Below are 17,741 nucleotides of genomic sequence, written 5' to 3' on the forward strand. Positions count from 1 at the left end.
ACAAGCTGTCGCGATGACTGCGTAAGGAGTAAGACAATGAATAAAAATGCAATGGAACACATCGAAACCGCATCTGTAGATGAATTACGTCAACTGCAAGTTGAGCGTTTAAAAAAGACGCTCAATCATGCTTATCATAACAGCACGGTGTATAAGCAAAAGTTTGATGAAGCAGGTGTACATCCGGATGATTTTAAACATCTTGAGGACTTAGCAAAATTCCCTTTTACCACCAAAAAAGATTTACGTGACAATTATCCATTTGGCATGTTTGCGGTGCCTCAAGAGCAAATTGTGCGCGTACATGCTTCATCGGGCACCACAGGTCAACCGACGGTGGTTGGCTATACCGAACATGACATCAATATCTGGTCGGACGTAGTCGCACGATCGCTGCGTGCTGCAGGGCTAAGCAGTAAAGACACCATTCAAGTGTCGTATGGTTATGGTTTATTTACCGGTGGCTTAGGTGCACATTATGGCGTAGAGCGTTTGGGTGCTACTGTCATTCCAATGTCAGGCGGGCAAACAGACAAACAAGCGCAGTTAATTCACGATTTTAAACCAACAGCACTCATGGTGACACCATCGTATTGCTTGAATATCATTGAAGCCCTGGAGAAAAAGTTTGGTTCAGCCAAAGACTGTTCTATTAAAACTGGTGTATTTGGTGCTGAACCTTGGACCAATGAAATGCGTAAAGAAATTGAAACGCGTTTAGGTATTGATGCCTTAGACATTTATGGCTTATCTGAGGTCATGGGTCCTGGGGTGGCAATGGAATGTTTAGAATCAAAAGATGGCCCAACCATTTGGGAAGATCATTTCTATCCTGAAATTATTAATCCAGAAACAGGTGAAGTTGTTGCAGATGGGGAGCTCGGTGAATTGGTTTTCACGACAATTACCAAAGAAGGTATGCCGGTGATTCGTTATCGTACCCGTGATCTGACACGTTTACTGCCAGGCACATCACGTACCATGCGTCGTATGGATAAAATAGTGGGCCGCAGCGATGACATGATGATTATTCGTGGTGTGAATGTATTCCCATCGCAAATTGAAGAGCAAATTTTGCAAATTCCACAATTAATTGCCAATTATCAGATTCATATTTGTAAGCAAGGTCACTTGGATACATTGCATATTCGCACTGAAATGCGTCAAGATAGCAGTCCTCAATTGGCGATGCAGCTTGCAAACCAATTAAAATCACAGATTAAAACCATGGTGGGGATTAGTGTGAGTGTTGAAGTGCTGAATGAAGGGAGTTTACCTCGCTCTGAAGGCAAAGCGCAGCGCGTTTTTGATATTCGACAATCCGCTTAAATGAACATGCCTGACGATAAAGGTCGTCAGGCAATTCAATAGGTAAATGAAAACGCAATGAATCCTAAATTAAAACAAATTATTGATGAGTTTATTCAACGTGAAGCGCTCAGTGGGACTTCATTGGTCATGACCATTTTTGGTGATAGCATTTATCACCGTGGCGGTGTCATCAGTCTTGCGAGCTTAATTCAGCTAATGGACGTATTTGGCTTGAATGAACGTTCAGTGCGTACGGCGGTCTTTCGTTTGGTACAAAATGGCTGGCTCAGTTCAGAGAAAATTGGGCGCACCAGTTATTACCGTATTACGGAAAGTAGTCGTCAGCGTTTTATCATGGCCGATCAAAAAATCTATGGCTTTAGTCATAAAGATTGGGATAAAAAGTGGGACTTGGTGCTACTGAGCTCAGTTGAACTTGAAAACAAATTGGTGTTAAAGAAAGAGCTTGAATGGTTAGGTTTTGCCAATATAGCGACCAATGTCATGGCGTATCCGGGCTGTGATCAACAAAAGCTGCAAAATTTATTACTCAGTCATCAAATGACCGATCAAGTGGTGGTGTTTCGTGCCGAAACCTTAGAACTTTGGCAAGAATCTTATCCGACGATTAAACGTATGGTGGTTGTAAACTGGCCGATTCAAGAATTGCATCAACGCTATGAAAAGTTTATTAGTGATTTCCGTGAGTTTTTCTATTTTGTTGAGCAAGAAGAAGAAATAGATGCTGTCCAAGCCTTTCAAATTCGTATCTTATTGATTCATCAGTTCCGTCGTATTTTACTTAAAGATCCAAATTTACCATTTGAGTTGTTACCGACGGACTGGCTGTCGTTAATTGCACGTAATTTAAGTACCAATTTGTATCAGGCGGTATTTATGGCAGGCGATGAGTTTTTCTTAAATGTTGCACGTACGGCTGAAGGCAGTATGCCGCCTGCACACCCACAGTTTTATAAACGTTTTGGTGGTTTAAAACAGCCAGATTTGAGCTATTAAGTTAGCGTCTAATTTATAAAAATTAACAACAAGGATAGAACAATGCCGTGCTATGCCATTGATGGCGTGATTCCTGTGGTCGATCCTCAGGCTTTTGTACACCCAAACGCCGTGTTGATTGGCGATGTGATTATTGAGGCAGGGGTTTATATTGGACCTTTTGCTGCCTTACGTGCTGACTTTGGCCGTATTCATATTCAAAAAAATGCCAATGTTCAAGACTCTTGTACCATTCATGGCTTTCCAAACAGTGTGACCTTGGTGGAAGAGTATGGTCATGTTGGTCATGGTGCTATTTTGCATGGCTGTGTGGTACGCAAGAATGCCCTCATTGGCATGAATAGTGTGATTCTCGATGAAGCTGTGATTGGGGAAAATGTGATTATAGGTGCCAACAGTACAGTTAAGGCAAAAGCAGAGATTCCTAATAATATGCTGGTATTGGGCAGTCCTGCACGGGTGGTAAGAGCCTTAAGTGATCAAGAAATTGCTTGGAAGCGTCATGGTACGGCGCAGTACATTGAGTTAACCGAGCGTTGTCTCAACAGTATGCAAGAAGTGAAGCCATTACCCCATGACACATCAGAACGTTTAACCTATCGAAATTTTCAGGCAGATCATGTCTTAAAGCAACAGATTTAAGCTCTTCACATATTTAATTCAGCTGTCCAAACGTCTCTAGCATGTTGCAAATGTCCGCTTTTGATATACAGCGTTGCACCTAATTCGGTGGCGTTTAGATCAATATCATAATCTGAAGGGAAGCGCATCAAGGTTCCCATAGGATATACATGGTGTGCTGAGCTAAGCGCACCTGTAAGGATAAAAATTTCAATGCCATGCTCAGCACTTTCAGCCATGCATTGATTGGGTTTTAATTTTTTCCAAAAAAGTCTGTTCAATATTTGATTTAAATAAGGAGCAGATTTTTCGACCTTGCTGAATGTGCCAATGCTTTGGGTCATGAGTATTGATGCGTGTTGGAGTCACTTCATGTTCTGTCATTTGCATGAGTTTAACAAAAATTTGGCAACCCATTTCACTCGATACCCGATGGCTAGATTGGTGTGGATTACGCATATACCATCCTGCAAGATAGTGTTGATCCTCATTTTCAGTAAATGTTCCAATTAAGACCAAAACCTCTTCACAAAGTGGATGCGAATGTTCAGGAAATTGAGATTTTGCAGCAAACACTACAATACTCGTGGCACATGCCTTTTCTGCACCAATTCGGTCAAGCATCATACGATTGACTTCACCACCTGGAGACTTAACCCTTTGGTAATTTTGCGGAGTGATGATAATTAGTTTTGAAAGTCAGCATGAAGATGCATCACACAATACACGTTTAATAATTTATAGAGAAAATAAGTGTAACTTTTTCAACAACACTATACGAGTTTAAACAACATGTCAGCAGTTGAATTATCAAGTGAATTGCAGTGCAACGGACTGAAATGGAAAGGAGGGATGTCGGTTGCATGTAAAGGTGGGGGCAGGTCCGAGTGATCACAAGGGGCTCAGTACAAGGAGATACTATGATGATTAATGGCTCAATTTAGCGGTTCAAAAGTATGCTTACACCGCGTAGCAAGATCAGCATTGTGATTATCTATAAACAAAATACCTGTTGCGATTTTAACTGCTCTACAGCGCCCAAAATTTTATAATTTCAAGCCCAAGACGGAATTTCTTACGAGCAGATTGCGACTTTACATAGTCATGCTGTGATATCGACTTACGTTAATTTGCTTTAAAAAGCATGCAGTTGCTTGGACGTTTTGGTGATTTTAAAGATCACTCTTATTTACTTTTCAGTCGATGTTACAGTAAAAATTAGACTAAGCATCATTGGTTTGCCATGGTTATATACGTGCGGTTCTGCTTGTTTCTTAGGAATTGATCAAGATGCCAAATATGTGTCAAAGCATATTTTAAAATGTTATCAAATTTTTCAAATATGCTGGGAGGATTGCTTGGCGTTAATATGACGCATAACAAGATGACTCTGGAAAAATAGGGTCATTTTTCGATGTTCTATTTTAAATCCTAAGAAAACGTCATGTGACAAATTTTTGGAATCAAAGTATTAAACAAGTGATCAATGTGAGAAAGTAAGAATAGTTTTTGTGCCAATTAAAGAATCAGAGAATTAAGTAAGCCAGACAATAGGTCAGTATCGTGTTTAGGTTTGCATAATAGCTTATTTAACTTACATTCACATAAAGTTAGATTCACAAAATAATTTTCAATATTTTTATCTATATCAGTAAATTATAAATTTTTACTCACGGGTTTTAATTTCAATAGTTCATGAACCATTATTTAGATTCTCTATCTTATATTTTTTTAAAAAAAAAATTCATTTTAAGAATAATAATTTACTGAGTTTATTCAGCTTTATTTTTCATAAATAAATCAAATCTTAATATTTCAATTTCTGGGTTTAATTAATTATTGTTTGGTCAAGTTGTTATAACAAGTTGAAAGCGATGTCTGAGCCAAGCAGTAAAAATAGCCAGTTGCCATTGTATGAACAAATCAAAGGACAGTTACAGCAAAAAATTCAATCAGGTGAATATCCAGCATTGAGTCAATTGCCATCGGAAAATGAACTTTCAGAGTTGTTTTCTGTGAGTCGCATAACCATTCGTCAGGCGCTGCACAAGCTTTCACAGGATGGTTTGATTTTTAAAGTGCATGGCAAAGGTACTTTTGTCAGTAAGCCAAAAGCCTATCAAAACATCACACAGCTTCAAGGTTTTGCAGAAGCGATGTCATCGAGCGGACATCACATTTTAAATGAAGTGTTGTCAATCGAGTTCATTGAAGCGCCGCTGAAAGTCGCATCTAAATTGAAGCTGGCTGTGCGTAGTCAAGTGGCTGAAATTAAGCGGGTGCGTTTACTAAATAACGAACCTGTGTCTTATGAATTGACTTATTTACCTGCGGAAATTGGCCTACAACTTCAAAACAAACAGGTGGATTTACGTGTTAGCGATATTTTCACCGCCATTGAACAAGACTTATCTATACCACTGGGTTATGCCGACTTAAACATTGATGCCATACAGGCAGATGATGAATTAGCACAGCTACTTTCAGTGGACATTCATACACCTATTTTACGTGTGGAACGACTGACACACGATGCTCACGAACATCCGATTGACTACGAATATTTGTACTTCTCAGGCGAAAGCTTCCAGTACCAATTACGTATTTTTCGTTAATCGGGATCAAGGAAATATCATGGAAACTAAATATTTAGAATATGACATTGTGGTGATTGGCGGGGGAACCGCAGGGCCGATGGCTGCAATCAAAGCCAAACAAGCCAATCCTGATTTAAGGGTCTTATTGATTGAAAAAGCCAATGTGAAACGCAGCGGCGCCATTTCCATGGGGATGGATGGTTTAAATAATGCGGTGATTCCGGGTTATGCCACGCCTGAGCAATATACCAAGGAAATTACCATCGCCAATGATGGTGTGGTCAATCAAACTGCCATTTATGCCTATGCTCAACATAGTTTTAAAACCATTCAACAGTTGGATCAATGGGGCATCAAGTTTGAAAAAGATGAAACAGGTGAATTTGCTGTAAAGAAAGTGCATCATATGGGCGCTTATGTCCTGCCAATGCCTGAAGGACATGATGTTAAAAAAGTCTTGTATCGTCAAATGAAGCGTGCGCAGGTCAAAATTAATAACCGTATTGTGACCACCAAATTATTGAAAAATGAACAGGGTGCTATCAATGGCGTGCTTGGTTTTGACTGTCGTAGTGGTGATTTTTATGTCATTAAAACCAAAGCTGCCATTTTATGCTGTGGTGCTGCGGGGCGTTTAGGTTTGCCATCTTCTGGCTATTTGATGGGGACCTATGAAAACCCAACCAATGCGGGTGATGGCTATGCCATGGCTTACCATGCAGGTGCTGAACTTGCTAATTTGGAATGCTTTCAAATTAACCCTTTGATTAAGGATTATAACGGACCCGCTTGTGCATATGTGACAGGGCCACTGGGTGGCTATACCGCAAATAGTAAGGGTGAACGTTTCATTGAATGTGACTACTGGAGTGGTCAGATGATGTGGGAGTTTTATCAAGAGCTTGAAAGTGGAAATGGTCCAGTATTTTTAAAAGTGGATCATTTAGCAGAAGAAACCATTCAAACCATTGAAGAAATTTTACATACCAATGAGCGTCCAAGCCGTGGGCGTTTCCATGAAGGACGTGGTACGAATTATCGTTCTGACATGGTTGAAATGCATATTTCTGAAATTGGTTTCTGTAGTGGTCATAGTGCGTCAGGGGTATGGGTCAATGAAAAAGCCGAAACATCTGTAAAAGGTTTATATAGCGCAGGCGATATGGCGGCAGTGCCACACAACTATATGTTGGGTGCATTTACCTATGGTTGGTTTGCAGGCGAAAACTCTGCAGAATATGTCATAGATGTTGCTGATTCAGAGCTGAATCAAGCGGAAATTGAGGCAGAACGTGAACGCATTTTTGCACCATTGAAGCGTGAGCAAGGTTTACCTTCAGATCAAGTGGAATACAAGTTACGTCGCTTTGTGAATGACTATTTGCAACCACCCAAAACGCGTCAAAAAATGGAAATTGGTTTACGTCGTTTTGAAGAAATTAAGCAAGATATTGCCCAAATTTCAGCTTCAAATCCACATGAACTCATGCGCGCTGCTGAAGTATCGGTGATTCGAGACTGTGCAGAAATGGCGGCTCGGGCATCTTTATATCGAACAGAAAGCCGTTGGGGACTGTATCACTACCGTGCGGATTTTCCAGAAAAAAATAATGATGATTGGTTCTGTCATGCACATTTGAAAAAAGATGAGCAGGGCAATATGACGAGCTTTAAAAAGCCGATTGAACCCTATGTGGTCGCAATTGAAAAAGCAGAACAACATTCCTATGACCAACTGCGTATTCAAAAACAGCAATTTGCAGTTGCAGACTAAATTTTAAAATATTCAAGATTCGGAAATATAAAAATGGCACTGATATTTAAAGAAATTTCACATCGAACTGTCGCTCCAGTTTTGGTTGATGAAGATAAATGTATTGCAGATAAGGGCTGCACGGTCTGTGTTGATGTTTGCCCGATGGATTTGTTGGCGATTGATCCCGAGACCAATAAAGCTTTCATGCAATTCGATGAATGCTGGTACTGCATGCCTTGTGAAAAGGACTGCCCAACCGATGCAATACACGTCAACATCCCGTATTTATTAAAATAAAAGAGAATATTTCATGCGTAAATTAAAAACACAAAAAGCGCTAGTCAGTACCATTGTCAGCTTAATTGTTGCAGGCGGGTTAAGCGCTTGTGATAGTAAAAATACTGAAAAAACTAATGCAAAGAGCTCATCGACAAAAGCTGAAACGGTTCGCGTTGCCATTGGTACACAAGATACAACTATTAACTGTGCAACGGGTGGTTTATTAATCCGTGAACTCAATTTACTCGATAAATATTTACCCAAAGATGGTGAATATAAGAATGTGAAATATGATATTCAATGGAAAAACTTTACTTCAGGTGCTCCATTAACCAGTGAAATGGTGGCAGATCGATTGGATATTGGTGCGATGGCTGATTTTCCTGCAGTCAACAATTTAGCGGCTTTTCAAAAAGCAGGTAAACAAAGTTTATTCTTAAATCCGCTCTCAGGAAGTACTACGGGTAGTGGGAACGCAATCGTAGTGCCGACAGATTCTAAGGTGAACTCGATTGCAGAACTGAAAGGACAAACGATTTCTGTTCCTTTTGCTTCGACTGCACACGGACTATTGCTACGAGTAGCCAAAGAACAAGGCTGGGAGTTGGATAAAGACATTAAAATTATTGCACAAGCACCTGAAGTTGCAGGTCCTGCATTAAAGAGCAATAAGATTGCAGCGCATGCAGATTTTGTGCCTTTTGGTGAATTGTTTGCATATCAAGGCATTGCTCGAAAAATTTATGACGGTTCACAGGCCAATGCACCGACTTTTCATGGTTCGATTGTTGCTAAAAACTATGCAGAAAAACACCCTGAAGTTATAAAAGCTTATTTGCAAGCTACGATTGAGGCAGATCAACTGCTACAAAAAGAACCTGAAAAATATAGTCAGATCATTGCCGATAAAACAGGTATTCCTGCGGAAGTGGTGTATTTATTTCATGGGCCATTAGGTTTACAAACCCGAGATTTAACATGGAAGCCTGAATATCGCCAAGCGACACAAACAGCTGTCGATACCTTAAAAATATTAGGGAAAAATGACGGAAAAATTGATGTAAATCAATTTATTTCAGAGCAATACATCAAAGAGGCATTTTCAGCATCTAAGCTCGATTATGCCAAGTCTTTAGCCAATTACGGCAAATCGCCACTTGTTGCAAAGGATGCCTTAACAGGTGAACCAATTCAGACCTTTAAGCATGTGACACAAATTTGGGTCAAAGGTGAAAACCACGTGCGTAGTTATGAAACTGCTGAACATGCATTCCAAGATTTAAAGAAAATTCAACAAGCGGGTCAACAAACCCGTGTGGTGTATAGCCAAGATTTCCAAAGTGACATCAAGTTACTGTCGAATTTAGCATGGTTCGCAACCAATCAAACGGGACAGATTCAAGCCTTTTTACTCAAAGATGATGCCACGAAGTTTGCGCAAACCCACAGCGGTAAAGTTTATGACTTTAAAGCCGTTCAACAACTCGTGAAATAAAGGCAATCACATTGTCTAGCCTAATCGCCAACAATGAGGAAACGCATTATGGGAAGTTTAGTTGAAAATCAGGAAAAGGCGCTGCATCCAGCCATTTCTGTAAAATGGGATGCACTTAAAAATCCAAAATTGAGTCAATTTATCTTGGGTACAGTTTCGCTGGTACTGTGCTTATTACTGTGGCAAGCGTTGGCTCAATTTAAGATTAATCTGGGTATTGTGAATTTTAGCAACGTACCGACACCTATTGAAGTTGTTCAAGCTGTTATTCAATTTTTCCAACTGCCGACGGCTTTGGCACATTTAAAAGCCAGCATGTTACGGGTGCTGATTGGTTTTGCTTTAGCGGGGGTGATTGGCGTGGCATTAGGCTTGCTGATTGGTCAATATAAGAAAATGGCAACTTTTTTTCTGACACCACTTGAGGTCTTGCGTCCAATTCCTGCGGTGGCTTGGATTCCATTGGCGATTTTGATTTTTCCATCGTCTGAAGCTTCCATGATTTACATCACTTTTATTGGAGCACTCTTTCCAATTTTATTGAATACCATTCATGGGGTGGAAGCAGTTGATCCTCGACTGATTGCATCTGCAAAAAGTCTCGGTGCATCTGAATTTGCCATTGTACGTGAAGTAGTTATACCAGGGGCTTTACCCAACATCACTACAGGTCTATCCATTGGTATGGGGACATGCTGGTTTTGTTTAGTTACGGCTGAAATGATTTCAGGTCAGTTAGGCATTGGTTATTTCACTTGGGAGTCTTTCACGCTACAGAATTACAGCAGCATCGTGGTCGGAATGTTACTGATTGGTGCCTTGGGCATGATGAGTAGTGCCTTAGTACGTTGGATTGGTAAGAAATTTACTCCCTGGTATCAATTGAGGAAAGCCTAATGACTGAGCATGTGAACCCATCTCTGAAAAAACTCGGTGAAATTGACATCCGCAATTTGTCTTTACATTTAGGACAAGGCCAGCAGCGTTTTCAAGCTTTAAATCAAGTCGATATGCATATTCAAGCGGGCGAGTTTGTGTGCTTACTTGGACCTTCGGGTTGTGGTAAATCCACACTACTTGGCGCATTGGCTGGGCATTTGGCGTATAGCGCTGGTGAATTGCTGGTCGATACTGAAACAGTGTCTAAACCGCATCCTGATCGTGGCTTGGTATTCCAGCATCACACATTATTTCCTTGGAAAAGCGTCATTGAAAATGTTGCTTTTGGCTTAAAAATGAAAGGTATTTCACCAACTGAGCGCCTAAAACAAGCACAGCACATGATCGACTTGGTGGGACTAACGGGTTTTGAACAAAAATTTCCAGCAGAACTCTCAGGGGGGATGCAGCAACGCGTGGAAATTGCCCGTGTACTGATTAATCAGCCTAAAGTTTTACTGATGGATGAACCCTTTGGTGCTTTGGATGCCCAAACTCGCATTCGTATGCAGCAACTCCTACTTGATATTTGGCAAGATATTCAAACCACAGTGCTGTTTATTACCCATGACATTGATGAAGCGCTGTTTTTGGCGGATCGGGTGCTGATCATGAGCCATCGTCCGGGGCGGATTATTGAGGAAATTCGACTGAATTTTGCCCGTCCTAGAGACATTGACATTGTTACATCGCCAGAATTTACCGAATTAAAGAAACATTGTATGCATGCTTTAAAGCGTGAAATTTTAGAAGATATGAATCGATTAAATCCTTTGGGGATTCCCAAAAAAGCAGTTGTAGAAGGATAAACCCCATGCAGTTCCAATACCCCGAATTAAAAAATATAGATGAAGATGATTTAGATTTTCTTGAGCAACTCAATCAAGAGGATGAAAAAAGACGTTTTATCGCATTAATGAATATTGCAGATGAAGAGCGGGAAGATTTATTACCTTGGTTGCATTATGCATTGACACATGACCCAGCGTCTTTAGTACGTTTAGAAGCGGCAAAACGACTTGAAGGTTGGGAAGATCCACACAGTTTAAATGCTTTGGCAGGAGCATTATTAGATCCAGATGCTGAAGTGGTTGCAGCAGCGACGCAAAGTTTAAGTGAAGTTAAACAAGCTCAATCTGCAGAGGTTTTAGCAGGCTATTTGGCTAAAGAAGAACCTGCGGTCAAAGTTGCCATTTTAAGAGCCTTAAAACCTTTACGTGATCTTAGTTTTTATCAAGAAATTGAAAAACATATTCATCACACAGATGTATTGGTACGCCGTGAAGCGGTGAGTACATTGAGTTGGTTACAGCAAGAACAAGCCGTTAGTAGTTTAAGTCAAATTGCACGCAACGACCCAGATTTAGAGACTCGTCGTATTGCAACAGGTGGGTTAGGTTATGTAAAACAGGCACATCCTGAAGTTATAGATGCCTTAGCCTATGGTTTAGCCTCACACGATTGGCAATTGCGCGTTGAATCTGCATTAACCATTGGAAAATTAAAATTAGCCTCACTTGAAGAAAATTTGGTTGAACTGTTGTATGACACCTATTGGCAAGTGCGTATTGCAGTGGTGCGTAGTTTAGGACTCATTAAATCCAAACAGGCTTTGGATGGCCTGGCACATAATTTTGACTTTAAAATTAGTAACCTCCGTAAAGAAGTCGCTTTGGCATTGGGCGAAATTGGGGGTAGTCGTGCCGAACAATTATTACAAGAGCATGCAGATGACCCAGACCCTGAAGTGCGTAAAGCGATTCGTATTGGTTTAGGGTTAATTTTGGAGCAAGCCCATGCAGAATAATTCGCAAACAAAACCGACAGATATCCAGTTTGATGTTGAGCGAGATCTCATCCATTTTATTTGGTCGGAAGAAAAGACCATCACTTTGAGTCATGATCAACTGCGAAATGCATGTCCTTGTGCATTTTGTCGTTATAACAAGATTAAGAAGTTACCGATTTCATTGGTCGATCATGTACAGGTTACCGAATTGAATAGCCAAGGTTATGGTGTACAGATCTGTTTTAGTGATGGTCATAATCAAGGGATTTTTCCTTGGGAATATTTAAAAAATATTATATGATATAATGAAAGATGAATATTTTTCCTGAATATTCATCTTTTATTTATAATAAATTGTTAAATAGTTTAGAAAAATAATTATTTTAAATATGGTTTAAAAAAATTAATAATTAAAAAAATGCGTTTAATATTATGAAATCAAAAGATTTATATAGAAAATATGCAATAAGATATAGAAGGTTGTTATTCTATAGAAACTTAGTGATAAAATTAAGAAAAATAATACTTATAGTTTTGTTAACTATATTTTCTATATTCTTCTTGGTTTTGTATTGCTTGGATTTGCAAAACATAAATATAGATATATATTTTAATTTATTTATAAAATTTTTTATTGTAATGGGTATTATTTATTACTTTAAAATTGATCATTTTTTTGCAAACAAATTAGCTTTAGTGGTTTGTAACATCCGTTTTTAATAGACCTATAAAAACTTTCAGCTATGGAAAAAAAAGGGCATTTTAACCAAAGATGATTATATATATACATGCGCGATCTGCTGGAGACAGTGCTAGAGCAGTTGCAAAAATCAGAATTAGATCATGATGAAGAATACGATACTAAAATTATTGTTTGTCCGGCTAGATCATCACATAGCGTACCAGATTTCGGCATAACGTATATTATGTTCATTAGGATACTTCACTGGAGAGATTCACCATAATATTAATCTCTCCAGTGAAGTTGCGCCAACGGCTGAGTTATGTAGGGCGCAATCTTGGATATCTTATTTAACATAATATACATTATACGAAATGCTTCAACTTTATTTACAAAGATGATAATTCACAGCTCTTGCACATCAACTGTATTCAAATTGCTATGTTCCTAAGCTACGCTAAAAATAAATTTGTTCTGGCACAATCCTTAAACAAAAAAAGCCATAACAACGATTGCTATGGCTAAATCACATGTATTTCTATAGTTGAAATTCTGAATTTTAAATCAATCAATTGTTTTACTGATTGTTGATTTAGGAAGATTTCATTTCCTCACTGCTAAATGCTTTTGTCTTTTGCTCTATTTGATCCGGCTTTAAAAATGATGATGCAATAATCGCAATCACTGCAAAGCCTGAAATATAGGCAATAATTAAATTTGGGCTTCCATCACCAATACTTAGCAATTTCGTCGCGATTAATGGTGCTAAACCGCCACCTAGCACGCCTGCAAATTGAACTGAGATTGAAATACCGCTATAACGTATTTCTGCTGGAAATTGGCGCGAAAATAACTGTGACTGCGGCGCATACATCAAAGGAAAAACAACACCAATACCAATCACTATGGCCGTCCAAACCAATACTGGATCCTTGGTATTTAACATCGCAAAAAATGGATAGCTGTATAAAGCCAGTACGCATAAACCAAATCTAAACATGTTTTTTTGCCCAACTTTATCAGACAAATGTCCAAAAATTGGCGTAATAACCATGATGACTGCAGCACCACAAATCGTTGCAAACAAGATATCTTGTCGAGGAATATTTAGCTGTGTGGTGGTATAGGCTAAAGCAAATGTCGATGCTAAATAGAACCAAGCATTTTCAGCAGCTCGAGATAAAATAATCGTAATCAACTGCTTAGGATGATTTTTAAAAACTTGTTTTGCTGGAACTTTAATTGTTTCGGTTTGAGCTTTAACTTTTTCAAAGTCTGGTGACTCCGGCACTTTTACACGAATATACCAACCTACAGCCAGTAAAATAATGCTGGCTAAAAATGGTAGACGCCAACCCCAGCTAAATAACGCTTCTTCAGGTAACATTGAGACTAAGCCTAAAGCTACCGAAGCGAGCAATAAACCACCACCAGTACTGGCTTGCGGTAAACTTCCCCAAAAGCCTTTTTTACCCGATGGCGCATGCTCTACCGCCATGAGGACTGCTCCGCCCCATTCTCCACCCATGGCCATGCCCTGTATAAATCTTAAAATAATTAAACAGACCGTTGCCCAATAACCAATGGTTTCAAATGTCGGTAACAACCCAATCATCACCGTTGGAATACCCATCAACATTAGTGTGACCAATAACATTGATTTACGACCGATTTTATCGCCGAAATGACCAAAAACAATTCCACCAAGTGGTCGACCAATAAAGCCTACAGCATAGGTAGCAAATGCTGCCAATACGCCAGTTAAGGGATCAAGATTTGGGAAAAAAAGTCGATTGAAAATGAGTGCTGCGGCAGCACCATAGATAAAAAAGTCATACCATTCGATGGTTGTACCCACCATGCTGGAAATACCCGCTAAACGATGCGAGGACTTAGCTGGTGGAGCTGTGTTTCCCTGTACATTTTGCATTGTTATCTTCCTTATTCTGCAAGATATTTCTACGTTGCATTTTCACGATGCTTGATTTGTATGATGATTTTCTTCATGAAAATCAATACTTTTAGATCTTATATGTGTTTAATTTACGCTGAGTCACTGGTTCATATCGAACATAAAATCAAATATGAATATTGACCAAGGGTTTGAACCGTTAAAAATATAAACCTACTGATTAAATAGATATTTCCTCCATTATTTTGTCTAAAGTCGGACTGGACTGTTGCCACTTTGGCTGTTTGTCTTTATCCACAATTAATGCACGCACACCTTCAACAATATCGCCATGTTGAAACCAAACGTCTTGTAAATGTCGTTCAATTTGCATGCATTGCTTCAGTGAAAGACCTCGACCTAAATGTTGGAGCTGTAAACTGATCCTTTTTGCGATTGGAGACCGTTGTTCCAAGGTATTGCGTATTTTTAACGCCCACGCTTGAGCATCATTATGCTGTTCATTTTCAAGACTATTTTCAATGGCATCAATGCTCTCAAAACCAAAATGCTTACGAATTAAATCTGCATTTTGACTGAGTTCACTTTCCGCTGGTCGAGTAATATATTTCGCAATCAATTGTTCAATATTTTCCTTGCTGAGTTGCTTAGAATTTCTTAAATCTTCTTCTAATTGAACAAGTTGCTCACTCGGAACATGGTAGTCAATCAAATCTAGGTATAACGCATCGCTGGCACTGATTTGATCGCCCGTAGTTGCCATGTACACACCAATATCATCCAAACGTGATAAAAAGTGTGTCGCAGCCACATCTGGGAAAAATCCAATGGCAGTTTCAGGCATGGCAAATCTAGACTTTTCGCTGCTGACAAGCACATGACATGCTTGGGCTAAGCCAAATCCACCGCCAAGTACATAGCCATCGAGTATGACAATAATGGGTTTTTCATACGCACGAATGCTATTCAGCATTTCATACTCAGCTTGAAAATAAGCTTGATAATCTTCTTTACCATTCATATAACTATCATAGAGATAGCGAATATCTCCACCTGCACAAAATGCTTTGGGACTATTTGAGCGAATAAGTACAGCATGAATATTGGTTTGATCAGCCCATAGTGCTAATTGCTGTTGAATCCCTTGGATCATATTCAAAGATAAGGCATTTAAACTTGCCACGCGATCTAAACTGATTTGGCCTAAATGTCCATGTTCTTCAATCATTAAGTTATTTGTACTCATATCCATATAATCCTTTTTTATTTTTAATTGTCTTTAAAATTGGCTTGGCGCTTTTCAACAAATGCTTGCATGCCTTCTTTTTGGTCTTGAGTGGCAAAAATCGAATGGAATGTTCTACGTTCAAAACGTAAACCTTCTTGCAAACTGACTTCAAATGCACGGTTAATTGACTCTTTGATCATCATGGTTGCGACTACAGATTTTTCGGCTATTTTTTCAGCAGCTTTTAAGGTCTTTTCGACCAACTCCTCTTTAGGGAAGACTTGAGCAACTAAACCACTCTGCTCTGCTTCTACTGCGCCCATTTGTCTCGCAGTCAGACACATTTCCATTGCTTTGGCCTTACCAATAGCAATCGTTAAGCGCTGTGTCCCACCTATCCCTGGGATTACTCCCAAAGTCACTTCTGGTAAACCGAATTTTGCATTATCGGCACAGTAAATAAAGTCACACATGAGCGCTAACTCACAGCCTCCACCTAACGCATAACCACTGACAGCTGCGATTAAAGGTTTACGGCGCTGTGCAATTCGATCTGCCAGATGAAAAAAATCATCCAAATAAATATTCGGAAAACTCAGTTCAGCCATTTCTTTAATATCTGCACCAGCGGCAAAGGCTTTTTCAGAACCTGTAATAACCATACAACCGATGGTTGGATCTCGATCTAAATCATCTAAGGCTAAATTAAGGTCTTGAATTAATATGCTATTCAACGCATTTAAAGCCTGAGGACGATTTAAAGTAATAAGTCCAACACCATTGTTCTTTTCGAGCAGAATCGTTTCAAATTGCATGTGATATCCCTATATATGTTCAATATTTATAAGTAGGCTTTGTCTGAAGCCTTGTCGTTTTAAATGTCTTAAAGACAACGTTATAAGCTACGGGCAATTACTAAACGTTGAATATCACTCGTACCCTCATAGATTTGGCAAATACGTGCATCACGATATATACGCTCTATCGGGAAATCTTTGAGGTAGCCATAACCTCCAAAGACTTGTAATGCTGCTGAGCAAACACGTTCAGCCATTTCAGATGAAAAAAGCTTGGCCATAGACGCTTCATTTAAACAAGGTTGTCCTGCTTCTTTTAAACGTGCCGCGTGATAGACCAATTGGCGTGCAGCTTCTATTTCTGTTGCCATACTTGCCAATCGGAACGCAACTGCCTGATGTTCAAAGATCGGCTTTCCAAAAGTAATACGCTCTTTGGCATATCGGGTTGCTTCTTCTAATGCTGCTCGTGCAAGACCAACCGCTTGCGCCGCTATACCAATACGACCGCCTTCTAGATTTGATAAGGCGATTTTCAAACCTTCACCTTCTTTTCCTAACATCAGGCTTTCATGCACTCGCACGTCTGTGAGTGCAATTTGGCAGGTATCTGAGGCATGTAATCCAAGCTTTTCTTCAGTACGAATCACTTCATAACCAGGTGTTTCTCTTGGGACAATAAAAGCACTCATGCCTTTTTTCCCTGCACTTGGGTCAGTCACAGCAAAGACAATAATGACCCCTGCATTATGTCCCGAGGTAATAAACTGCTTAGCACCATTAATCACCCATTCATTGCCATCTTTTACTGCACGAGTTTTAATGGCAGCAGCATCTGAACCCGTATGTGGCTCAGTTAATGCAAATGCACCGATCATTTTGCCTTGTGCTAAAGGCACTAAATATTTCTGCTTTTGTTCTTCTGTGCCAAATTTAGCAATAGGAACACAGCCTACCGAGTTATGTACACTCATAATGGTTGAGGTTGCCCCATCGGCCGCGGCAATCTCTTCTAAAGCCATAACATAGGCAAGATTACCTGTATCTGAACCACCCCATTCATCTGATACCAACATACCCAATAAACCCAGTTCTCCCATCTGCGCTAATGCCGCTTTGGGAAAGGTACCGTTTTTATCCCATTCAGCCGCTTGAGGTTTAATTTGTTCCTGTGCGAAACTGCGTGCCATGTCCTGAATTAATAATTGTTCTTCGGTAAATTGCATCTTATCTTCCTGTACATCAATCAATTGCTTTCATCCACTTTGAAAATGATTGAAACTGAATGAAAGCTTGATTCCTGATCATGATTGTTCGG

15 protein-coding genes and 1 pseudogene are annotated in these 17,741 nt (G+C 39.6%); 11 read left to right on the forward strand and 5 right to left on the reverse strand.

Features of this window, described 5'->3' with window-relative positions; translation table 11 throughout:
- The first annotated feature begins 36 nt into the window (after positions 1-36).
- Genes paaK through AC25JC_RS06610 form a run of 3 tightly spaced genes read left to right on the forward strand, consistent with a single transcriptional unit; the run spans position 37 to position 2,970 of the window.
- Positions 37-1,329: a phenylacetate--CoA ligase PaaK gene (paaK, locus tag AC25JC_RS06600; RefSeq protein ID WP_486923711.1), complete on the forward strand. Its 1,293-nt coding sequence runs from the start codon at positions 37-39 to the stop codon at positions 1,327-1,329.
- Between the two features lie 57 nt (positions 1,330-1,386).
- Complete coding sequence (locus tag AC25JC_RS06605; RefSeq protein WP_486923712.1) at positions 1,387-2,328, forward strand: PaaX family transcriptional regulator; 942 nt, start codon at positions 1,387-1,389, stop codon at positions 2,326-2,328.
- Positions 2,329-2,370: 42 nt separating this feature from the next.
- On the forward strand, positions 2,371-2,970 hold the full coding sequence (locus AC25JC_RS06610) for a gamma carbonic anhydrase family protein (RefSeq protein WP_486923713.1): 600 nt from the start codon (positions 2,371-2,373) through the stop codon (positions 2,968-2,970).
- Positions 2,971-2,975: 5 nt separating this feature from the next.
- Here AC25JC_RS06610 and AC25JC_RS06615 read toward each other — a convergent pair.
- A pseudogene (locus AC25JC_RS06615) lies at positions 2,976-3,665 on the reverse strand (cupin domain-containing protein).
- Positions 3,666-4,823: 1,158 nt separating this feature from the next.
- On the opposite strand from AC25JC_RS06615, the gene AC25JC_RS06620 reads away from it, so the two are divergent.
- From AC25JC_RS06620 to AC25JC_RS06655, 8 genes are read left to right on the forward strand one after another with little or no spacing between them, the layout of a single operon-like run.
- A complete protein-coding gene (locus AC25JC_RS06620; protein ID WP_486923714.1) occupies positions 4,824-5,564 on the forward strand; it encodes a GntR family transcriptional regulator in 741 nt (246 codons plus the stop codon).
- Between the two features lie 19 nt (positions 5,565-5,583).
- Positions 5,584-7,320 carry a fumarate reductase/succinate dehydrogenase flavoprotein subunit gene (locus AC25JC_RS06625; protein ID WP_486923715.1) on the forward strand — a complete coding sequence of 579 codons (1,737 nt, stop codon included), beginning with the start codon at positions 5,584-5,586 and terminating at the stop codon, positions 7,318-7,320.
- Positions 7,321-7,353: 33 nt separating this feature from the next.
- Entirely contained in the window at positions 7,354-7,599 is a 246-nt protein-coding gene (locus tag AC25JC_RS06630; RefSeq protein WP_486923716.1) for a 4Fe-4S dicluster domain-containing protein, read from the forward strand.
- 13 nt (positions 7,600-7,612) lie between these two features.
- Positions 7,613-9,076, forward strand: a complete 1,464-nt coding sequence (locus AC25JC_RS06635; RefSeq protein WP_486923717.1) for an ABC transporter substrate-binding protein — start codon at positions 7,613-7,615, stop codon at positions 9,074-9,076.
- Between the two features lie 48 nt (positions 9,077-9,124).
- On the forward strand, positions 9,125-9,973 hold the full coding sequence (locus AC25JC_RS06640) for an ABC transporter permease (RefSeq protein ID WP_486923718.1): 849 nt from the start codon (positions 9,125-9,127) through the stop codon (positions 9,971-9,973).
- Entirely contained in the window at positions 9,973-10,824 is an 852-nt protein-coding gene (locus AC25JC_RS06645; protein WP_180155671.1) for an ABC transporter ATP-binding protein, read from the forward strand. Before AC25JC_RS06640 ends, AC25JC_RS06645 begins: the two co-directional genes overlap by 1 nt.
- 5 nt (positions 10,825-10,829) lie before the next feature.
- Positions 10,830-11,822: a HEAT repeat domain-containing protein gene (locus tag AC25JC_RS06650; RefSeq protein WP_486923719.1), complete on the forward strand. Its 993-nt coding sequence runs from the start codon at positions 10,830-10,832 to the stop codon at positions 11,820-11,822.
- Positions 11,812-12,105 (forward strand): DUF971 domain-containing protein, encoded by a 294-nt coding sequence (locus tag AC25JC_RS06655; RefSeq protein ID WP_180084964.1) that lies wholly within the window; start codon positions 11,812-11,814, stop codon positions 12,103-12,105. The genes AC25JC_RS06650 and AC25JC_RS06655 overlap by 11 nt, the downstream gene beginning before the upstream one ends.
- 973 nt (positions 12,106-13,078) lie before the next feature.
- Here AC25JC_RS06655 and AC25JC_RS06660 read toward each other — a convergent pair.
- From AC25JC_RS06660 to AC25JC_RS06675, 4 genes are all read right to left on the reverse strand, one after another.
- Entirely contained in the window at positions 13,079-14,416 is a 1,338-nt protein-coding gene (locus AC25JC_RS06660; RefSeq protein WP_486923720.1) for an MFS transporter, read from the reverse strand.
- Positions 14,417-14,618: 202 nt separating this feature from the next.
- Positions 14,619-15,644 carry an enoyl-CoA hydratase/isomerase family protein gene (locus AC25JC_RS06665; RefSeq protein WP_486923721.1) on the reverse strand — a complete coding sequence of 342 codons (1,026 nt, stop codon included), beginning with the start codon at positions 15,642-15,644 and terminating at the stop codon, positions 14,619-14,621.
- Positions 15,645-15,667: 23 nt separating this feature from the next.
- Positions 15,668-16,441, reverse strand: coding sequence for an enoyl-CoA hydratase (locus tag AC25JC_RS06670; protein ID WP_486923722.1), 774 nt, complete (start codon positions 16,439-16,441; stop codon positions 15,668-15,670).
- An 80-nt stretch (positions 16,442-16,521) separates the two neighbouring features.
- Positions 16,522-17,649, reverse strand: a complete 1,128-nt coding sequence (locus AC25JC_RS06675; protein ID WP_180040943.1) for an acyl-CoA dehydrogenase family protein — start codon at positions 17,647-17,649, stop codon at positions 16,522-16,524.
- Positions 17,650-17,741: the final 92 nt, after the last annotated feature.

The sequence above is a fragment of the Acinetobacter sp. P37 genome (assembly GCF_057480965.1).